Annotated in this window: 16 protein-coding genes; 9 read left to right on the plus strand and 7 right to left on the minus strand. The window is 71.6% G+C overall.

All coding sequences use genetic code 11. The features are described 5' to 3' along the window. Positions 1 to 28: 28 nt before the first annotated feature. Positions 29 to 1,843, minus strand: a complete 1,815-nt coding sequence (locus ACIF9R_RS10685) for an aKG-HExxH-type peptide beta-hydroxylase (protein WP_399977187.1) — start codon at positions 1,841 to 1,843, stop codon at positions 29 to 31. 49 nt (positions 1,844 to 1,892) lie between these two features. Beyond that, entirely contained in the window at positions 1,893 to 2,117 is a 225-nt protein-coding gene (locus tag ACIF9R_RS10690; protein ID WP_399977190.1) for a hypothetical protein, read from the minus strand. A 149-nt stretch (positions 2,118 to 2,266) separates the two neighbouring features. Between ACIF9R_RS10690 and ACIF9R_RS10695 the strand changes: the two genes are divergently transcribed. Continuing rightward, positions 2,267 to 2,788 carry a hypothetical protein gene (locus ACIF9R_RS10695; protein ID WP_399977193.1) on the plus strand — a complete coding sequence of 174 codons (522 nt, stop codon included), beginning with the start codon at positions 2,267 to 2,269 and terminating at the stop codon, positions 2,786 to 2,788. On the opposite strand, the gene ACIF9R_RS10700 is transcribed toward ACIF9R_RS10695, so the two are convergent. Together ACIF9R_RS10700 and ACIF9R_RS10705 are read right to left on the minus strand one after the other, a co-directional pair. Continuing rightward, positions 2,783 to 3,487, minus strand: coding sequence for a glycerophosphodiester phosphodiesterase (locus tag ACIF9R_RS10700; protein ID WP_399977196.1), 705 nt, complete (start codon positions 3,485 to 3,487; stop codon positions 2,783 to 2,785). The two genes, ACIF9R_RS10695 and ACIF9R_RS10700, sit on opposite strands and share 6 nt — an antisense overlap. A 19-nt stretch (positions 3,488 to 3,506) precedes the next feature. Further along, positions 3,507 to 4,574, minus strand: a complete 1,068-nt coding sequence (locus ACIF9R_RS10705; protein WP_399977198.1) for an adenosine deaminase — start codon at positions 4,572 to 4,574, stop codon at positions 3,507 to 3,509. Between the two features lie 293 nt (positions 4,575 to 4,867). Here ACIF9R_RS10705 and ACIF9R_RS10710 point away from each other — a divergent pair, with 293 nt between their 5' ends. Then, positions 4,868 to 5,668 (plus strand): DUF4190 domain-containing protein, encoded by an 801-nt coding sequence (locus tag ACIF9R_RS10710; protein ID WP_399977201.1) that lies wholly within the window; start codon positions 4,868 to 4,870, stop codon positions 5,666 to 5,668. 74 nt (positions 5,669 to 5,742) lie between these two features. Here the strand turns inward: ACIF9R_RS10710 and ACIF9R_RS10715 are convergent, their stop codons facing one another. Further along, entirely contained in the window at positions 5,743 to 6,351 is a 609-nt protein-coding gene (locus tag ACIF9R_RS10715) for an NADAR family protein (RefSeq protein WP_399977203.1), read from the minus strand. Between the two features lie 222 nt (positions 6,352 to 6,573). Here ACIF9R_RS10715 and ACIF9R_RS10720 point away from each other — a divergent pair, with 222 nt between their 5' ends. Genes ACIF9R_RS10720 through ACIF9R_RS10745 form a run of 6 tightly spaced genes read left to right on the plus strand, consistent with a single transcriptional unit; the run spans position 6,574 to position 13,776 of the window. Next, a complete protein-coding gene (locus ACIF9R_RS10720; protein WP_399977206.1) occupies positions 6,574 to 8,109 on the plus strand; it encodes a gamma-aminobutyraldehyde dehydrogenase in 1,536 nt (511 codons plus the stop codon). 49 nt (positions 8,110 to 8,158) lie between these two features. Then, the gene (locus ACIF9R_RS10725; RefSeq protein WP_399977209.1) at positions 8,159 to 9,406 is read left to right on the plus strand and encodes a spermidine/putrescine ABC transporter substrate-binding protein; all 1,248 of its coding nucleotides are present in this window, start codon (positions 8,159 to 8,161) and stop codon (positions 9,404 to 9,406) included. Positions 9,407 to 9,410: 4 nt separating this feature from the next. Next, positions 9,411 to 10,583 carry an ABC transporter ATP-binding protein gene (locus ACIF9R_RS10730; protein ID WP_399977212.1) on the plus strand — a complete coding sequence of 391 codons (1,173 nt, stop codon included), beginning with the start codon at positions 9,411 to 9,413 and terminating at the stop codon, positions 10,581 to 10,583. Then, on the plus strand, positions 10,583 to 11,518 hold the full coding sequence (locus ACIF9R_RS10735; protein ID WP_399977215.1) for an ABC transporter permease: 936 nt from the start codon (positions 10,583 to 10,585) through the stop codon (positions 11,516 to 11,518). The genes ACIF9R_RS10730 and ACIF9R_RS10735 overlap by 1 nt, the downstream gene beginning before the upstream one ends. Position 11,519: 1 nt before the next feature. Beyond that, positions 11,520 to 12,320: an ABC transporter permease gene (locus ACIF9R_RS10740; protein ID WP_399977218.1), complete on the plus strand. Its 801-nt coding sequence runs from the start codon at positions 11,520 to 11,522 to the stop codon at positions 12,318 to 12,320. A gap of 37 nt (positions 12,321 to 12,357) precedes the next feature. Then, positions 12,358 to 13,776, plus strand: coding sequence for an NAD(P)/FAD-dependent oxidoreductase (locus ACIF9R_RS10745; RefSeq protein WP_399977221.1), 1,419 nt, complete (start codon positions 12,358 to 12,360; stop codon positions 13,774 to 13,776). Between the two features lie 156 nt (positions 13,777 to 13,932). Here the strand turns inward: ACIF9R_RS10745 and ACIF9R_RS10750 are convergent, their stop codons facing one another. Further along, positions 13,933 to 14,622: a phosphatase PAP2 family protein gene (locus ACIF9R_RS10750; protein ID WP_399977224.1), complete on the minus strand. Its 690-nt coding sequence runs from the start codon at positions 14,620 to 14,622 to the stop codon at positions 13,933 to 13,935. 447 nt (positions 14,623 to 15,069) lie between these two features. Further along, the gene (gabT, locus tag ACIF9R_RS10755; RefSeq protein ID WP_399977227.1) at positions 15,070 to 16,404 is read right to left on the minus strand and encodes a 4-aminobutyrate--2-oxoglutarate transaminase; all 1,335 of its coding nucleotides are present in this window, start codon (positions 16,402 to 16,404) and stop codon (positions 15,070 to 15,072) included. 312 nt (positions 16,405 to 16,716) lie between these two features. Here gabT and ACIF9R_RS10760 point away from each other — a divergent pair, with 312 nt between their 5' ends. Continuing rightward, positions 16,717 to 19,134 (plus strand): ATP/GTP-binding protein, encoded by a 2,418-nt coding sequence (locus tag ACIF9R_RS10760; protein ID WP_399977230.1) that lies wholly within the window; start codon positions 16,717 to 16,719, stop codon positions 19,132 to 19,134. The last annotated feature ends 48 nt before the right edge of the window (positions 19,135 to 19,182 follow it).

A 19,182-nucleotide genomic window follows, 5' to 3' on the forward strand; every position in this document is an offset into this window, starting at 1 on the left:
GGTCGAGCGCCGGGCCCGCGCCCGGTGCTCAACCGCCCGCCGCCAGCCAGCGCGCCAGTGCCCGGGGATCCGGACGCCGGCTTCCGCGCCGGTCGAGTGCCTCCCGGACCGCGAGGACCAGTTCCGGGCGCACCGCCAGCAGGCCGCCGTCCCGGGGTGCGCACGCGAGCCCGAGACCTGTCCAGACATCCAGCTCCGGGGTCCGGCCCCGTGCGGCGGCGAGGAGCGCCGCATAGCGGTCCCGCGCCGTGGCGTCGTCACCGGCCGTCAGCGCGCAGTCGGCGGCGGTGAGTCCGGTGGGAACCCGTTCGGCCGGCGGGCGCTCGCCCCTGGCGAGGGCCGCGGACAGATCGGCGAACCCTCCACGGTCGGTGAACCACAACCGTGCCAGCCAGAGCCGGCTCGCGTGGCGCGTCGGCGGGACGGCGGGCAGGGCCGACGTCGTTCCGAGCCGGCCGGCGGGGAGGACGGCGGGGGGCGGGGCGCCCTCGGTCCACCGCTCGGCCAGGGCCTCGGCCTCCCCGTCCCGTACGCCGAGGTGGCTGAGCCGCCAGGACGCGCGCAGATCGCGGCAGCACAGAGCGGCCAGCCGCTCGGGTTCGGCTCCCACCCGCTCCTTCCACCACAGGGTGTTGAGCCGGGCCAGCTCCCGCACCACCTGCGCCCCCGCCCAGGACAGCCCGGTCGCCATGTGCAGCGCCGCCAGTGCGGCCCGCACCTGCCAGCGGTGAAAGGCGAACTCGAAATCGGCACGCTCCCCGACCTCGCTCCGGCACGCCCGCCAGAACGAGGTCATGGCGGCGAACGCCTGACAGCCCAGCAACAGGCCGCGCAGGGGCCGCGGATCGTCCCTCCAGGGAGCGAAGAACAGTGCGTCCGGGCTCACGGGTGAGGGATCGAGCAGGGGCACGAGCTGCCCGACGGACGACATGACCTGGTGGTTCGCCTCATGGATCAGGGCCGCCGCCACATCCGCAACCTCGTCGGGAAGGGACATCGCGACCAGTCCCGGGACGTCGGGGACCGACACGCTGATCTCTCGCGCGGGGTCCGGTTCCTCGCAGGGCACGAGCGAGCGCACCGTGCCCAGCACGAGGCGGTGGGCGTCCGCGTGCCGTGTGCGCAGGAGTTCACAGGCGGCCTCGACGCGCTGCTCCCACGTCTTGCGCACGGGCGGTGGCAGGGCCGCCGGATCCTGCGGGCCCTGGTAGTCCCGGTGCGGCGAGAGGTGGTCGAGGACCAGGCTCCCGGCCGTGCCGCCGTCACCGGCCGGAACATCGATCACGGGCAAGGGATGCCACCCGTCCGCCGCCCTGGTGAGGTCGTCCGGCAGCCGTACGGAGCCGCTGTCACCGAAGACGACGGTGCCGTGCGGCCCCGTCTCCAGACCCACCACGGCCCACCCACCACGGCCGGTCTTCGCCGTCACGCCCAGGGTGGGCAGCCACAGCCGGCCCTGCCGGGCCGGAACGCGCAGGCTGCAGCGCGTACCCGAGCGGATGGCGGCAGCACCGGTGACGGAGGCCAGCAGTGCGCGATCGGCCCACAAGGGCGGGTCCGCCGGTGTGGCGGCGGCACCGGGGGCCAGCCGTCGCAGGAGCTGGAACGCCCACGCGCTGACCGTCGGGTCGTGCAGCACCTGTTCCACGGTGCGCGGCTCGGTCCGGTGGATGCGGCACAACAGTGACCACGCGTGCGCGGGCAGGGTCGGCGGGCCGTGCGGATCCGCCGGTCGCCTGTCCGGTCGGTCGGTCGCCTCCTGAGCGGTGCCGATGGCGACGAGTGCGAGAAGGAGACGGCTGTGGCGTGCCGAGTCCAGCAGACGCAGGTCCTCCGACGCCACGGCTCCCGTGGCCGCGGCCGAAACCGTGTCGCGGCTCAGCCGGAAGTGGCTAACGCGGGACAACGGCCAGGTCGGGATCCGGTCTGCGGCCGGTCGCGCCGGCGGCGCACGAGGGACGCTGCCCCTGGCACAACGGCGCCTCGGCGTGCGTCAGTTGGCTGCGCAGCCCGGCGAGCGCACGCGCCAGTCCGTCGACGTCCGTGAGCTCGTCGAGCGGAACGGTGGACAGGTCAATGAGGTGTGTCCGGACGACTTCCGGAGCCGCATCCGCCATGTCGCCATGGTGACGGAGACGACTGTGTCCGGGAAGGCTGTGTTCCGGCCGGTGTGGCCGGGGCTGGCTCGAACTGTGCCTCCCGAGCGGGTCCTCGGCATCGGAGCCAGGACTTTTGAACATGTTCAAATCCAGGATACGCTCCCCTCATGAGCGACAGAGCCGCCCTGCTCAAGGGCATTCGCGTCTGGCTGGTGTTCTTCGTCGTCTGTCTGGTGCTCAGCGGCGTCACGGCCTTCCCTCTGGTGCACGAACTGCGCTGGAGCGAGGAGGTGCTGCGTTCCCTCGGCGCACCGGAGTACCTGCCCGGCCTCATGGACTGGATCGAGCGCGTACGGGACGGACTCGACACCGCCGACGCCGAGTACCCCTTCCTCCTCTACGGCACCGACTGGCTCGCCTTCGCCCACCTCGTGATCGCGGTCGCCTTCCTCGGCCCCTACCGGGACCCCGTCCGCAACATCTGGGTGGTCGAGTTCGGCATGATCGCCTGCGCCGGCGTCGTCCCCCTCGCCCTGATCTGCGGCCCGGTCCGCGGCATCCCCTTCTGGTGGAGCGCCATCGACATGGCGTTCGGGGTGTTCGGCGTCATCCCGTTGTACGTCGTACGGCGAAAGATCAAGCGCCTGGAGACAACCGGCCCGGTCGCCGCCGCCCGCGCGACCTCATGACGTACTGGAACGAACCGTTCCGTCGCGCAGTGCGCACAGGACGTCGACGCGGTTGGTGGTGATCGAGTCGACTCCCATGGCCAGCAGCCGGCGCATGGAGCGGCGGGTGTCCGGGGTCCACACGGACAGCAGATACCCGTCGCGGTGGACGCGCTGGGCGAGGGCCCGGTCCACCAGAGGGAAGCGGTAGTTCAGCCAGCGCGGGCGGATCGCCGCGAGGAGGCCCGCGCGGGCCGGTGCCCGGGTCGTCCGGGTGAGCGCGATCTCGGCGGACGGGTCCGCCGCGCGCACGGCGAGCATGGCGGGAGCGCCCGCGCAGTAGTACACGCGGTCCTGGGCACCGCTCTCGCGCACGACGTCGACGATCCGGCGGGCCGCGCGGACGTCCGGAGTGCCGGGCAGGTCGATCATCACCCGGCTGCCGTCCGTCGCCGCCAGCGCGTCACGGAGCGTGGGCACTCCGTCGTGCGTGATCCCGCGCACCTCCTCCCACGACAGCGCCGACAGCGGACGGTCGTGGTCCCACAGGCGCTTCAGTGTCCCGTCGTGCAGCAGGACCGGGACACCGTCCCGGGTGAGGCGTACGTCGATCTCCACCGCGTCCGCGCCCCGGTGGAGCGCGGAACGCAGCGAGGCGAGGGTGTTCTCACGGACGCGGTAGGGGTCGCCGCGGTGGGCCACGGCGGTCACGTTCTGCATGGCGGCCCTTCCCGGGCGGTCAGGAGGCGAGCCAGGACGTGGTGTAGGTGTCGATCTCGGCGGCCAGCCGCGTCTTGCCGGCGGCGTCCAGGAACGACGCCTCCACCGCGTTCTTCGCCAGGTCGGCCAGGCCCCGCTCGTCGAGTTCCAGCAGCCGCGCGGCCACCGCGAACTCGTTGTTGAGGTCCGTGCCGAACATCGGCGGGTCGTCGGATCCGATCGTCACCAGGACCCCGGCCCGGACGAACTCCCTGAGGGGATGCTCGTCGAGCGTGGTCACCGCGCGGGTGGCGATGTTGGAGGTGGGGCACACCTCCAGCGGGATGCGCCGCTCGGCCAGGTGCTGGAGCAGCTTGGGGTCCCGGGCGGAGCTGGTGCCGTGCCCGATGCGTTCGGCGCCCAGCTCGTGGAGCGCGTCCCACACCGTCTCCGGGCCCGTGGTCTCGCCGGCGTGCGGTACGGAGCGCAGCCCGGCGGCGACGGCACGGTCGAAGTACGGCTTGAACTGGGGGCGGGGCACACCGATCTCGGGGCCGCCGAGCCCGAAGGAGACCAGGCCCTCCGGGCGCAGCCGGTCGTCGGTGGCCATGCGCACGGTCTCCTCGGCGGACTCCAGACCGGCCTCGCCCGGAATGTCGAAGCACCAGCGCAGCACCGTCCCGAACTCGGTCTCGGCGGCCTTGCGCGCGTCCTCGATGGCCTCCATGAAACCGCGCTCGTCGATGCCGCGGCGGGTGGAGGAGAACGGAGTGATGGTCAGCTCGGCGTAGCGCACCTGCTGCCGGGCCAGCTCGCGGGCCACCTCGAAGGTCAGCAGCCGGACGTCCTCGGGGGTGCGGATCAGGTCGACGACGGACAGGTACACCTCGATGAAGTGGGCGAAGTCCGTGAAGGTGAAGTAGTCGGCCAGGGCCTCGGGGTCGCTGGGCACCTTGGAGTCGGGGTGGCGGGCGGCCAGCTCCGAGACGATACGGGGGGAGGCGGAGCCGACGTGGTGGACGTGCAGTTCGGCCTTGGGCAGTCCGGCGATGAAGGCGTGCGGGTCGCGGATCCGGCCGGGGGCGGCTGCGTCGGGACGGTCGGTCATGGTTCCTCCCGGGAACGGCGTCCCGGGCCGGGTCGCGGCGGGACGCGGATGATCGGCTGATCGGCTGATCGGGCGGTTCGGGCGGTTCGGGGATCATCGTAGGCCGGGCGCCCACCGTGCGGGCACAGGCCGTAGCATGACGGGACGTCCGACGGAGGGGGCCCCAGCGCATGGCCGACGACGCGCAGACGCCCGAGAGGCGGGATCAGACCGCGGGTGGTGCGCCGACGAGTGATCCGCATGCTGGAGCAGCCCGGTGGCCGGCTCCGGCCGACGGCGGTGCGGGGGACGCCGTGGCGCAGGACGGTTCCCTGGTGGACGCGCGCAGCACCGAGACGTCGGCTGCCGCGGCCGTCCCGGACCCCTGGTCGCTGCCGGGGGACGGCGCGCGGGCTCCGGGCTCCCCGGCGGACGAGCGGAGCGCCGACGGCGGGAGAGCGGGCGGCCGGGCGGCCGGTGGCCCGGGCGAGACGGTCGTGGCCGGCGATGCCCCGCCGTGGTCCGCACCCGCCGCTCCCTTCTCCGCCGCACCCCCGTCCGTTCATGATCAGCGGACGGTGACGTCCTTCCCGGCGATGGGCGGCGACCCCGCTCCGGCGCCGCAGCGCCCCCAGCCGTGGGCCGGTCCGTCCGTGCCGCAGACTCCCGTGCCGCATTCCGTCCCGGCGCCCGCGGCCAACCCGTTCGCACCCCCGGTCGGGGGCGCTCCCGTCCCGCCGCCGCCCATCGGCCCCGAGGGACCGGGCCCGGCCGCGTACGGCTACCCGGCCGCGTACGGCTACCCGGGTGCCGTCGGGTACGGCGGTGCGCCGGCGCTCGGGTATCCCTCGGGAGGCGGCATGGCCCCGCTGCCGAGCAACGGGCTCGGCGTCACCGGGCTCGTGCTCGGCATCATCGCGGCCGCCGGTTTCTGTCTCTGGCCGGTGGCCATCCTGCTGGGTGTGCTGGCCATGATCTTCGGCGGGATCGGCCGGAGCAAGGCCCTGCGGGGCGAGGCCACGAACGCGGGTCAGGCTCTGGCCGGCATCATCTGCGGCGCGGTCGGCACGGCTCTGGGCATCACCTTCGGCATCATCATCCTGCTCACCGCCTAGCCAGGGACGTCTTACCACCTGGCGAGGGACGCCCCCCTAGCGGACGGCCCCCGCGGCGGACACCTCCCGTCACCTCACGTGCCGGCGTCCCCCTCGCCCGCCCGCCCGGCGGAGGCACCGGCGCGGAGCCGTCCGCGCGCCTCCATCAGGGCGAAGCCCAGCAGATTGGGCCCCCGCCACCGCCGCGGGTCCATCGCCCCCTCGGCGTCCGCCGCGAGGCCTGTGCCCCACACCCGGTCCACCGGGCTCGCCTCCACGAGCACACGCTCGCCCGTGTTCAGCAGGAACCTCCGCAGGTCCGCGTGCGCCGCGAACTTGTGCACGCTGCCCTCGACGACGATGCCGAACCGCTCCCGGCGCCACAGTGCCTCGTCGAAGCCCCGCACCAGCCGCCCCGCCTTCTTCGCCTGCGAGGGGTGCTCCGCGGCCAGCACCCGCCGCTCACCCTCCGGGTCCCCGAACAGTCGTGCCTTGGCCGCCATCATCCAGTGCTCGGCGGTCGCGTACTGCACGCCCTCCACCGTGAACGGCGACGGCCACCACTGACTCAGGCAGCTCGCCCCGATCCGTCCGTCGGGCAGGGGCCGGTGGCCCCAGAAGTGCAGGTACTTCACCCTCGCCCCGGCCCCCAGCGCCTCGATCAGCCCCTCCCTGGAACCGATCGCCTCCGTCGCCCCGCTCATCTCCACCCCCGTGATCTCTTCCGCACACACGAGTCTGGCAGGAGCCACTGACATTCCGTCGTGTCTTTTCCGTGGCCGCTCGACACCCCGGTCGACAGATTCCGTTGCGTAATCAAAATTAAACAACGGAATCACTTGTTGGTGTCTCATCGCTCTGTCAGGATCGGCACTCAAATCGAGCTGGAGCCACGCCGCCCCCTCGGGGACACGGAGGAGCGCGACATGCACAACCCGGGCAACACCACCCCGGAACGGTTTCCCGCCCAGGACCGGTTCGCGGACGGGGCGCAGTTCATCGCCGGCCGCCTGACGAAGGGCACCTCGGGACGTATCCACACGGTCGTCGACCCGGCCACCGGCGCCGAGGTGTACGCCTACGACCTCGCCGGCCCCGACGACGTCGACGCCGCCGTCGCCGCCGCGCGGGAGGCGTTCCCGGGCTGGGCCGGTGCCACCCCCGGTGAGCGCTCCGACGCCCTGCACCGGTTCGCGGCCGTGGTCGCCGACCGCGCGGAGGACTTCGCCCGCGCGGAGTCACTGCAGTGCGGCAAGCCCCTGAAGCTGAGCCGCGAGTTCGACGTGCCGGGCACGATCGACAACATCGCCTACTTCGCCGGCGCCGCCCGCCATCTCCAGGGCCAGTCGGCGGGCGAGTACTCGGGCGACCACACCTCGTACGTCCGCCGCGAGCCCATCGGCGTGGTCGGCTCCATCGCCCCCTGGAACTACCCGCTCCAGATGGCCGCCTGGAAGATTCTCCCGGCGATCGCCGCGGGCAACACCATCGTGCTCAAGCCCGCCGAGCTCACCCCGCTGACCTCGCTGCTCTTCGCGCAGGCCGCCACCGACGCCGGGATCCCGGACGGTGTGATCAATATCGTCACGGGCACCGGCAAGGAGGCCGGCGAGCACCTGGTCGGCCACCCCGATGTGGCCATGACCTCCTTCACCGGTTCCACCGCCGTCGGCAAACGGGTCGCCGAGATCGCCACCGCCACCGTCAAGCGCCTCCACCTGGAGCTCGGCGGCAAGGCCCCCTTCGTCGTCTTCGACGACGCCGACCTCGACGCCGCGGCCAACGGCGCGGTCGCGGGCGCGCTGATCAACACCGGGCAGGACTGCACCGCCGCCACGCGCGCGTATGTGCAGCGGCCGCTCTACGAGGCCTTCGTCGAGCGCACCGCCGCCCTGATGGAGACCGTCCGTCTCGGCGATCCCTTCGCTCCCGGCACCGACCTGGGCCCGCTGATCTCGCACGTCCAGCGCGACCGGGTGGCCGGCTTCGTCGACCGGGCGCGCGCCTACGCGCGCGTGGTGACCGGCGGAGAGGCACCCCTGGGCGATTTGGGGAACGGCGCGTACTATCTCCCCACACTCATCGCCGACGCGGCGCAGGACAGCGAGGTCGTGCAGTCCGAGATCTTCGGTCCCGTGCTGGTCGTCCTGCCCTTCGACACCGACGACGAGGGCATCGCACTGGCCAACGACACCCCGTACGGGCTCGCCGCCTCCGCCTGGAGCCGGGACGTGTACCGGACGGGCCGGGCCACCCGGGAGATCAAGGCGGGGTGCGTGTGGATCAACGACCACATCCCGATCATCAGCGAGATGCCGCACGGCGGATACAAGGCGTCCGGCTTCGGCAAGGACATGTCCGCGTACTCGTTCGAGGAGTACACCCAGGTCAAGCACGTCATGTTCGACAACACGGCGGTCGTCCGCAAGGACTGGCACCGCACCGTCTTCGGGGACCGATAGCAGCCAGGCCGCCCGACCGCGGCCATCCTCCCGAAAGGGCACCACGCGCATGGAGCAGTACGAGCCCGACCGCCTCTCACCGGCCCAGGAGGCCGCCGTGCGGCGCAGTTTCCGCAACGGAAGGGCGGGGCTGACCCGCCGTTCGCTGCTGCGCGCCTCCACGGGCGGCGCGCTGATGGTCGGCGGACTCGGCGCACTGAGCGCCTGCGGCATCCCCGCCGCCGGAAACACCCAGGGCGGCGTCTCGGCCGAGGACCACTCGAAGGAGGAGAAGTCCGTCAACTTCTCCAACTGGACCGAGTACATGGATGTCGACGAGAGCGGGCGCCGGCACCCCACGCTGGACGCGTTCACCGAGCGCACCGGCATCAGGGTCAAGTACACCGAGGACATCAACGACAACACCGAGTTCTTCGGCAAGATCAAGCCGCAGCTCGCCGCCGGCCAGGACACCGGCCGGGACGTCATCGTCCTCACCGACTGGCTCGCCGCCCGCCTGATCCGCCTCGGCTGGGTGCAGAAGCTCGACCCCGCCAACCTCCCGAACGCCTTCGCCAACCTCTCGCCCCAGTTCCGCAGCCCCGACTGGGACCCGGGACGCGCCTACTCCTACCCCTGGCAGGGCATCGCGGCCGTCATCGCCTACAACAAGAAGGCGCTCGACGGCGTCGAGGTGAAGACCCTCTCCGACCTGCTCGACAACCCCAAGCTCAAGGGCCGCGTCGGTCTCCTCACCGAGATGCGCGACACGATGGGCCTGGCCCTGCTCGACATGGACAAGGAGCCGGAGAAGTTCACCGCCGACGACTACGACGCGGCGCTCGCCCGGATCCAGAGGTCCGTCGACAAGGGCCAGATCCGCCGCTTCACCGGTAACGACTACACGGCGGACATCACCAAGGGCGATTTCGCCGCCTGTGTGGCCTGGGCCGGAGACGTCGTTCAGCTCAAGGCGGACAACCCGGACATCGACTTCCTGATCCCCGACAGCGGCTACATGATGTCCAGCGACAACCTGCTGGTCCCGAACAAGGCCCGGCACAAGACCAACGCCGAGCGGCTCATCGACTACTACTTCGAGCCGAAGGCCGCCGCGGAGCTCGCCGCCTACATCAACTTCGTCTGTCCGGTCGAAGGAGTGAAGGGCGAGCTCGCGAAGATCGACGAGGACGCGGCGAACAACCCGCTGATCCTGCCCGACAAGGCCATGCAGGCCAAGTCCCGTGCCTTCCGCTCCCTGAGCTCCAAGGAAGAAACGGAATTCGAAGAGAAGTTCGCGAAGCTCACTGGGGCGTGACGAGATGAAGACCACCGAACACACCACCGCGCCCGGCACCAGCGGGGACGTCCGCCTCACCGGCATCGGCAAGACCTACGGCTCCTTCACGGCCGTGCACCCGCTCGACCTGACCGTTCCGCAGGGTTCCTTCTTCGCCCTGCTCGGCGCGTCCGGCTGCGGCAAGACCACCACCCTGCGCATGATCGCCGGTCTGGAGGAGCCCTCCGTCGGCACCGTCCACCTCGGCGACCAGGACGTCACCGCGCTCCCGCCCTACAAACGGCCGGTGAACACGGTCTTCCAGTCCTACGCCCTCTTCCCGCACCTCGACATCTTCGAGAACGTCGCCTTCGGCCTGCGCCGGCGGGGCATCAAGAGCGTGAAGAAGCAGGTCGAGGAGATGCTGGAGCTGGTCCAGCTCGGCGAACAGGCCCGCAAGAAGCCGCACCAGCTCTCCGGCGGCCAGCAGCAGCGCGTCGCCGTGGCCCGCGCGCTGATCAACCACCCCAAGGTGCTCCTCCTCGACGAGCCGCTCGGCGCCCTCGACCTCAAGCTGCGCCGCCAGATGCAGCTGGAGCTGAAACGCATCCAGACCGAGGTCGGCATCACCTTCGTGCATGTCACGCACGACCAGGAGGAGGCCATGACCATGGCCGACACGGTCGCCGTGATGAACGCGGGCCGGGTCGAGCAGCTCGGCTCGCCCGCCGACCTCTACGAGAACCCGCGGACCACCTTCGTCGCCAACTTCCTCGGGACCTCCAACTTCATCGAGGCCGAGGTCGACTCGGTGTCCGGCGGAGAGCTCGTACTGAATGCGGGCGGCGGCAAGCTGATCCTGCCCGAGGCCCGCAACAGCGCCCCCGCGACCACCGGCGGCAAGGTGCTGGTCGGGGTGCGCCCGGAGAAGATCTCCCTCACCCACGCCGACCACGCCGGTGAGATACCCGAGGGCCGCAACCGCATCACCGGCCGGATCGCCGACTCCAGCTTCATCGGTGTCTCCACGCAGTTCGTCGTCGACAGCCCGGTCTGCTCCGGCTTCGAGGTCTATGTCCAGAACATCGACCGCGACGCCCGGCTGGCACCCGGCGCCGAGGTCGTCCTGCACTGGAACCCGGCCCACACCTTCGGCCTGGACGCGGCTCAGGACATCGACGCCGGCGTCGAGACGGTCGAGGAAGAGGTCGCCTGATGGCCACCGTCACCGAGGCGCCACCCGTGGCGCCCGCCCCCGAGCCCGCCGGGCGGAAGAAGCCCCCGCGCAAGCGGGGCCGCTGGACGCCGTACCTGCTCCTGCTGCCCGGCCTGCTGTGGCTCTTCGTCTTCTTCGCGCTGCCCTTGATCTACCAGGCCTCCACGTCCGTGCAGACGGGCTCACTGGAGGAGGGCTACCGGGTCACCTGGCACTTCGCCACCTACTGGGACGCGCTGTCCGACTACTGGCCGCAGTTCGTCCGCTCGGTGCTCTATGCGGCCTCCGCGACCGTGCTGTGCCTGCTGCTCGGCTACCCGCTGGCGTATCTGATCGCCTTCCGCGCGGGACGCTGGCGGAATCTGATCATGATCCTGGTGATCGCGCCGTTCTTCACCAGCTTCCTGATCCGCACCCTCGCCTGGAAGACGATCCTCGCCGACGGCGGCCCGGTGGTCGACGTCCTGAACACCCTGCACGTCCTGGACGTCACGGCGTGGCTCGGCTGGACCGCAGGGGACCGGGTGCTCGCCACCCCGCTCGCGGTGGTCTGCGGTCTGACGTACAACTTCCTGCCGTTCATGATCCTGCCGCTCTACACCTCACTGGAGCGTATCGATCCCCGGCTGCACGAGGCGGCGAACGACCTCTACGCCACACCGTCGACCACCTTCCGCCGGGTCACCTTCCCGCTGTCGATGCCGGGCGTGGTCTCCGGCACGCTGCTGACCTTCATCCCGGCGTCCGGCGACTACATCAACTCGGATCTGCTCGGCTCCACCGACACCCGCATGGTCGGAAACGTCATCCAGTCCCAATTCCTGAGGATCCTCGACTATCCGACGGCCGCGGCACTCTCGTTCATCCTGATGGCCGCGATCCTCGCCATCATCACGGTCTACATCCGCAAGTCCGGCACGGAGGATCTGGTTTAAAATGACCTTCGTCAACTGGCTCAAGCGCCATTTCGTCGTCATCGCGGGACTGCTGACGCTCGCGTATCTCATCCTGCCGAACGTGATCGTGACGGTGTTCTCCTTCAACAATCCGAAGGGGCGCTTCAACTACACCTGGCAGGAATTCTCCACGGAGGCGTGGCAGGACCCCTGCGGTGTCTCCGGACTGTGCGCCTCGCTGTCGCTCAGCCTCCAGATCGCGCTGTGGGCGACGCTCGGCGCCACCCTCCTCGGCACGATGATCGCCTTCGCGCTGGTCCGCTACCGCTTCCGCGCCCGCGGCGCGGTGAACTCGCTGATCTTCCTCCCGATGGCGATGCCCGAGGTGGTCATGGCCGCCTCGCTGCTCACCCTGTTCCTCAACATGGGTGCTCAGCTGGGCTTCTGGACGATCCTGATCGCCCACATCATGTTCTGCCTCAGCTTCGTCGTGGTCGCCGTCAAGGCACGCGTGATGTCGATGGACCCCCGCCTGGAGCAGGCGGCGCAGGACCTGTACGCCGGCCCGGTGCAGACGTTCCTCCGGGTCACCCTGCCGATCGCGGCCCCCGGCATCGCGGCGGGCGCGCTGCTCGCCTTCGCGCTCTCCTTCGACGATTTCATCATCACCAATTTCAACGCCGGCTCCACCGTCACGTTCCCGATGTTCGTCTGGGGGTCCGCCCAGCGCGGAACGCCCGTACAGATCAATGTCATCGGGACGGCCATGTTCGTCATCGCCGTCCTGCTGGTACTGGTCTCCATGGCCATCGGTAACCGCCGTAACCGGCAGAAGGCATAGAAAAGCGCACCGCAGTCCCCTGTAGGGAGTTGAAATCATGGCCCCGAGCGCCATGAGCCGCTGGACGAAATCCCTTTCCGAGGCCCGGCCGGTCTCCTTCTGGCTGGACGACCCCGGCAGGCCCGCACCCGAGCCGGCCCTCACCGGAGCCGAGACCTGTGACCTGCTCGTCGTCGGCGGCGGTTACAGCGGACTGTGGACCGCGCTGATCGCGAAGGAGCGCGACCCCGCACGGGACGTGGTGCTGGTGGAGGGCCGAGAGGTGGGCTGGGCCGCCTCCGGCCGCAACGGCGGATTCTGCGCCGCCTCCCTCACCCACGGTCTGCCCAACGGACTGACCCGCTGGCCCGACGAGATCCACACCCTGGAGCGGCTGGGCGCCCGCAACCTCGACGCCATCGAGGAGACGGTCGCCCGCCACTCGATCGACTGCGACTTCGAACGCACCGGCGAGATCGACGTCGCCACCGAGCCGTACCAGGCCCGGGAGCTCAGGGACTGGTACGAGGAGATTCGGGCCAAGGGCCTCGCCGACGGCATCGAGTACCTGGACACCCAGGCCGTACGGGACCAGGTCAACTCCCCGACCTTCGAGGCCGGCCTCTACGACCCCCGTGGCGTGGCCATGCTCCATCCCGCCAAGCTCGCCTGGGGGCTGAAGCGGGCCTGCCTCGACCTCGGGGTCCGCGTCTACGAGCACACCCCCGCCCTCCGGCTGAAGCCCTACGGCGCCGGCATGGCCGTGCACACCCCGTACGGGGCGATCCGCGCCCGCACGGTCGCCCTCGGCACCAACATCTTCCCCAGCCTGGTCCGACGGGTCCGCGCCTACACCGTCCCGGTCTACGACTACGCCCTGATGACCGAGCCGCTCACCGAAGGACAGCTCGCCTCGATCGGCTGGAAGAACCGCCAGGGCCTCGGGGACAGCGCCAACCAGTTCCACTACTTCCGACTGTCCACCGACAACCGGATCCTGTGGGGCGGCTACGACGCGATCTATCCGTACGGCGGCCGGGTGCGCGCCGAGTACGACGACCGCCCGGAGACGTACGCCAGGCTCGCCGGGCACTTCTTCACCTGCTTCCCGCAGTTGGAGGGTGTCCGCTTCACCCACGCCTGGGGCGGCGCCATCGACACCTGCTCCCGCTTCTCGGCGTTCTTCGGCACGGCGCACACCGGGAGGGTGGCGTACGCGGCGGGCTACACGGGGCTCGGCGTCGGTGCCACCCGTTTCGGTGCCGAGGTGATGCTGGACCTGCTGGCGGGGGAGCGGACCGAGCGGACGGAGCTGGAGATGGTGCGCAGGAAGCCCCTGCCGTTCCCGCCGGAGCCGTTCGCCTGGACCGGCATCGCCCTCACCAAGTGGTCGCTGGCCCGGGCGGACGCGCGGGGCGGGCACCGCAACCTGTGGCTGCGGACCATGGACAGACTGGGCCTGGGCTTCGACAGCTGAGCGCGGACGACGACCCGGCCGGTCAGGGGGTGTCCGGCGGCTCATGCTGGGACGTGGGGTCCGGTGCGCTCGTCCGCGGCGTTGTCGTCGGTTGCCGATGTTCCGCGCCGCCGCCCTCCTCCGCCTCGCGGCTGAACGCACCCGAGCCCACTCGGCTCAGCCGGCCGGATATCGTCGCTTGCCTCCGGCTGATCCGCCGGACATCCCCTGACCGGATCCGGTGCGCCGGCGGGGCGTTCCCGTGGACCTTCGCCCGCTGCCTCGGCCGACCAGCAGCCACAGACCGGTCAGCAGCACCGCGCCGAGGCACCAACTGGCCACCACGTCCAGCGGCCAGTGGTAGCCCCGGCGCACCAGCCCGAAGGAGGCGCCCAGCACCAGGGCGCCGCAGAGCACGACCAGTGAACGGCGCACGGCAGGTGACCGCAGCAGCGGAAGGAGCAGCAGCGTGGCCGCGCCGTACGCCACGACGGCGGTGGCGGTGTGGCCGGAGGGGTAGTAGCCGACCGCCGGGGGCACGGCCGGCGTGCCCGGACGGTCGGTCCACTCCTTCAGGGGCGCGACCAGCGCCGGTACCAGCACCATGGCCGCCGCCCCGGCGAGGGGCGGCAGCCACCAGCGGTCCCTGCGTCTCGTCCGTCCGTGCCACGCGACGTAGGCCAGCGCCACCATCAGGACCGGCACGGCCACCTGGATGTTGCCGAGGTCGGCGAGCACCTCGGAGGCCCGGTCCGGATGAACGAGGTCCTCGCTCAGCCGCTCGTCGAGATCCACCAGCGGTCCGTCGGCGACGACCTGCCAGGTGATCAGCGCGAAGAGAAGCAGGGGCGGTCCGAGCAGCAGCATGCCGCCCAGCTTCGCAGGCCGGCGACCGGGAAGGGCCCTCGACCGGGAACGCCGAAGGGCCGGCGCAAGGGGGGAGAGCGCCGGCCCTTCGGGAACGGCTTGCCGTATGAGGTGCCCGGACGGACGTCCGGATCGGAACGCCGCGCGCCCCGGGGGGTGTGGGGCGGGCGACCGTCCGATCGTGAGGAGACCCGAGGCCTTCCGGCCCCGGTTGTGTGTGCGCGAGGGCACTGCCAGGTCGAAGCTGGGGAGGCCCCGGCCCGATCCGCCCGCGGTTCCCCGTGGGCGGGGTGTATCTCTCATCCGCCGAGAAACCTACGGCAGGGGGTGGCCCGGCGACAGGGCCCACGGACTCCTGCCATCCACCCCGCACACCTTCTTCACATGCTCTGCCGTTCACCGGCCATGGCGATGCGGGGCAGGCGGCTCACCTGCCCCGATGCCGGCTCAGATGCGCGCGAACGCCTGCTCGATGATGTCGAGGCCCTCGTTCAACAGGTCCTCGCCGATGACCAGCGGGGGCAGGAAGCGCAGCACGTTGCCGTAGGTGCCACAGGTCAGGACCAGCAGGCCCTCCTGGTGGCAGGCCTTCGCCAGGGCGGCGGTCGCCTCGGGGTGGGGCTCCTTGGTGCCACGGTCCTTGACGAGTTCGATGGCGATCATCGCGCCGCGGCCGCGGACCTCGCCGATGAGGTCGAACTTCTCGGCCATGGCGGTGAGGCGGGTCTTCATGACCGCCTCGATCGCCTTCGCCTTCGCGTTGAGGTCCAGCTCCTTCATCGTCTCGATGGAGCCGAGCGCGCCCGCGCAGGCCACCGGGTTGCCGCCGTAGGTGCCGCCCAGACCGCCCGGGTGCGCGGCGTCCATGATCTCCGCGCGGCCGGTGACGGCGGCCAGCGGCAGACCGCCCGCGATGCCCTTCGCCGTGGTGATCAGGTCCGGGACGATGCCCTCGTCCTCGCAGGCGAACCACTGGCCGGTGCGGCAGAAGCCGGACTGGATCTCGTCGGCGACGAAGACGATGCCGTTGTCCTGGGCGAAGGCGGCGATCGCCGGCAGGAAGCCCTTCGCCGGCTCGATGAAGCCGCCCTCGCCGAGCACCGGCTCGATGATGATCGCGGCCACGTTCTCGGCGCCGACCTGCTTGGAGATCTGGTCGATGGCCTGCGCGGCGGCCTCGGGGCCCGCGTTCCCGGGGCCGGTCGGCCAGCGGTAGCCGTAGGCGACCGGGACGCGGTACACCTCGGGCGCGAACGGGCCGAAGCCGTGCTTGTACGGCATGTTCTTCGCGGTCAGCGCCATGGTGAGGTTGGTGCGTCCGTGGTAGCCGTGGTCGAACACCACGACCGCCTGCCGCCCGGTGTACGCACGCGCGATCTTGACGGCGTTCTCGACGGCCTCCGCGCCGCTGTTGAACAGGGCGGACTTCTTGGCGTGGTCGCCCGGGGTCAGCTCGGCGAGCGCCTCCGCGACGGCCACGTACCCCTCGTACGGCGTGACCATGAAGCAGGTGTGCGTGAAGTCGGCGAGCTGGGCGGAGGCGCGGCGGACGACGGCCTCGGCGGAGGCGCCGACGGACGTCACCGCGATGCCGGAACCGAAGTCGATCAGCCGGTTGCCGTCGACGTCCTCGATGATCCCGCCGCCGGCCCTGGCGGTGAACACGGGCAGTACGGAGCCCACGCCCTGCGCGACCGCGGCCGTACGACGGGCCTGCAGCTCCTGCGACTTGGGTCCGGGGATGGCGGTGACGACGCGGCGCTCCTGCGGAAGTGCGGTCATGCGGGGCTCCTGGGGGGTGCAACGGACGCTGTTCCTTCTCTTCCCGCAGGTTAGGTCCGCTCACGGAGGCTGGGCATGCTCCATGTGGGCGTTGTCCGGGGGACCGGGTTGTCCGTGGTGGACATACCCGGCTGCGGGCTCGTGTCTCCCTCCCGCCGAGCGGAGCCGAGAGCGGGGGAGGCGACCCGCGAGCGCGGTGGGCCGAGCCCGCCCCCGCCCGGCAACGGCCGCGTAAGCGGTGGACTCCGCCTGTCGGGGCGTTAGATTGGCTCGCTGACGGCGGATGGAGCGGCAGCTCAGGGGGCAGGGGCGATGGACAGCGACGGTACCCAGGACGCGCGGGGCACGCATGCCCACCCCGTACCGCGACCGGCCGCGCCACCGGAGGTACCGGCGGCGCCACCGCGCCCGAGCCGGGCGCCGGGTGTACCGCCCGCCCCCGGTGCGGCACCCCGGTCCTCGTCCGCCGTCGCCGACTGGCTCGACGAGGCGAGGCCCGCCGCCCGCCCCGGGATCTGGCGCTTCGGCTACCGCCCGCCGAAGGCCGTCCCGGAACGGATCGCACCGGTGACGGTCGCCGGCATGCTCGTTCCGCTCGCCGTCGCGGCGCTCGTCTGGTCGCTCTGGCAGCGCGGTGTCACCTCGTACCAGATGGCCCCCCTGCGGGCCTTCACACCCGACGCGTGGTGGTGGGGCGGCACCGTCATCTCACCCAAGGTGTTCGAGGGACGCGAGGTGCCGGCCCCGGGGGCGGAGGCCCTCGTCGTCTACGAAGGCGTCTCCTTCGCCGTACTGGCCGTCGCGGTGGCCGTGCTGGGCAGCTGGCGCGCCATCGTCCGCTACTACGTGGCCCGCAGGCCGCAGCCCGCCCGGGCCCTGATCGCCGCCCTCCTTGCCCTGGTCGCCCTCAGTTTCGTCTTCCCCGAGGCGTTCCCGCTCGTCGGATGGTCCCCGGTGCCGCTCGTCGATCCCCTGCTCTCCCTGACCGTGCTGATCATGGACAGCTACGATCTGATGGCGTCCGTGGTCTACACGAACACCCTGTACGCGGTCGTCACGCTGCTCGTGGTGTGGCCGTTTGCCCGACTCGGCGGCTGGCTGCCGTACGCGAAGGAGCTGCTCGCCCGGCGCCGGGAGAGCACCGCACCCGGCGCCCCCGTGCCCGACCGCCCCCGCTCCCAGTGGCCCGAACTGCGGGACGCGGGCCAGCACGAGGCCGCCGACCTGCTCACCGCCGAGGTCGCCGGCGGCCGTATGAACGACGTCGACTGCGCCCGTATCGGGCATGCCTTCGCCACCACCCGCCGCGCCGCCACCGCGGCCGCGTTCCGCGACACCGTCCTGCGGCAGGCCGGCGCGGCCTGGACCCACCCCTCCGGCGCCCGGGACCTGCCGCGCCGGACCGCCCGCCACGACCTGCTCAGCGAGCAGGTCCGGATCGGCCGCTGGGTGGCCACCGAAGGCGCCCCGGAGCCGTACCACGACGCCGGGGCGGCCCTCGGCCCGGATGTGCTCGGCACGTCGCTGCTCGCCGTCGGCCCCTCCGGATCCGGCAAGACCCGCACGCTCGTCGAACCGGTGACCGAGGCACTGGCGCTTCAGGCGCTCACCGGGCGCTGCGCCGTGGTCGCCGTCTCCGCGGCCGGTGACCCCCTCGGCGCGGACGACACCTTCGACGTGATCGTGCGGATCGGAGATCCGTCCTCGGCACACGACCTGGACCCGTACGCCGAGTCCGACGACCCGGACGAGGCCGCCGCCTTCCTCGCCGAGGCGCTGGCGGGCGACCTCGAGACGGTCAGCACGCAGAGCGCCGCCACCGCGCTGGCACAGCTGCTCGGCCCGTACCGGGCGGTGCACGGCCGTTTCCCCGCCCTGCCGGAGCTGCGCGAACTGCTGGAGGGCGAGGAGGAGGCGCTGACGACGCTGCGGGAGGCGCTCGCCGTGAGCGGCGACGCCGTCATGCGGCGTGAACTCGACGCGCGCGCACGGCAGACGGGCACGCCGGGCGACCCCGGCCGGGCCCTCGCCGACCGGCTGGCCCTGCTCGACCGGCCGGTGTTCGCGGACTTCTTCGGCGGTGGTGGCCCCAGCCGGCCGTTCTCCCTGCGCGCGGTCGCCCACCACCCCCTGCGGGTGCGGATCGACCTGCCCGAGCGCGGTCACGAGGAGGCCGGCCGGCTGATCACGAGGCTGGTGCTCGCACAGTTCCACGCCGTCGTCCGGGAGGGCCGGCGCACGCACTTCGCCTGCCTGGTCCTGGACGACGCGACCGGTACGGTCACCGCGGAGTCGGTGCGGCGCATCCAGCGGCTGCGCGCGCAGAACGCGGGCGTGCTGCTCGTCCTGCGCTCCGTCGCCGACGTGCCCGAGGCGCTGCACGGGCCGCTCTACGGAGCCGTGGGCTGCCGGATGGCGTTCTCCGGTGTCACCACCTGGGACGGCAACCGGTTCGCGCAGACCTGGGGAACCGAGTGGGTGGAGACGACGGAGGTCGCCAAGCACACGGTCTTCGCCGACCAGCCGATGACCCGTGCCCTGCACGCACTGCGCAAGCTGGTGACGGGCAAGGCGGTGACGACGGACGCGGTGACGGTACGGCAGGTCGAGCGGGAGCGCTGGTCCGCCTCCGAGCTGGCGCACGCGGTGCCCGCGGGGCACGCGGTGCTGTCGTTGACGAACGTCGAGGGCGAGCACGCGCCGCCGCTGCTGGTGGACCTGCGGAAGTGAGCGGACCGGGGAGCCGGTGACCGTACAGTGAGGCAGAATCGACACAGG

This window comes from Streptomyces sp. NPDC086080 (genome assembly GCF_044540255.1).
GTDB lineage: Bacteria > Actinomycetota > Actinomycetes > Streptomycetales > Streptomycetaceae > Streptomyces.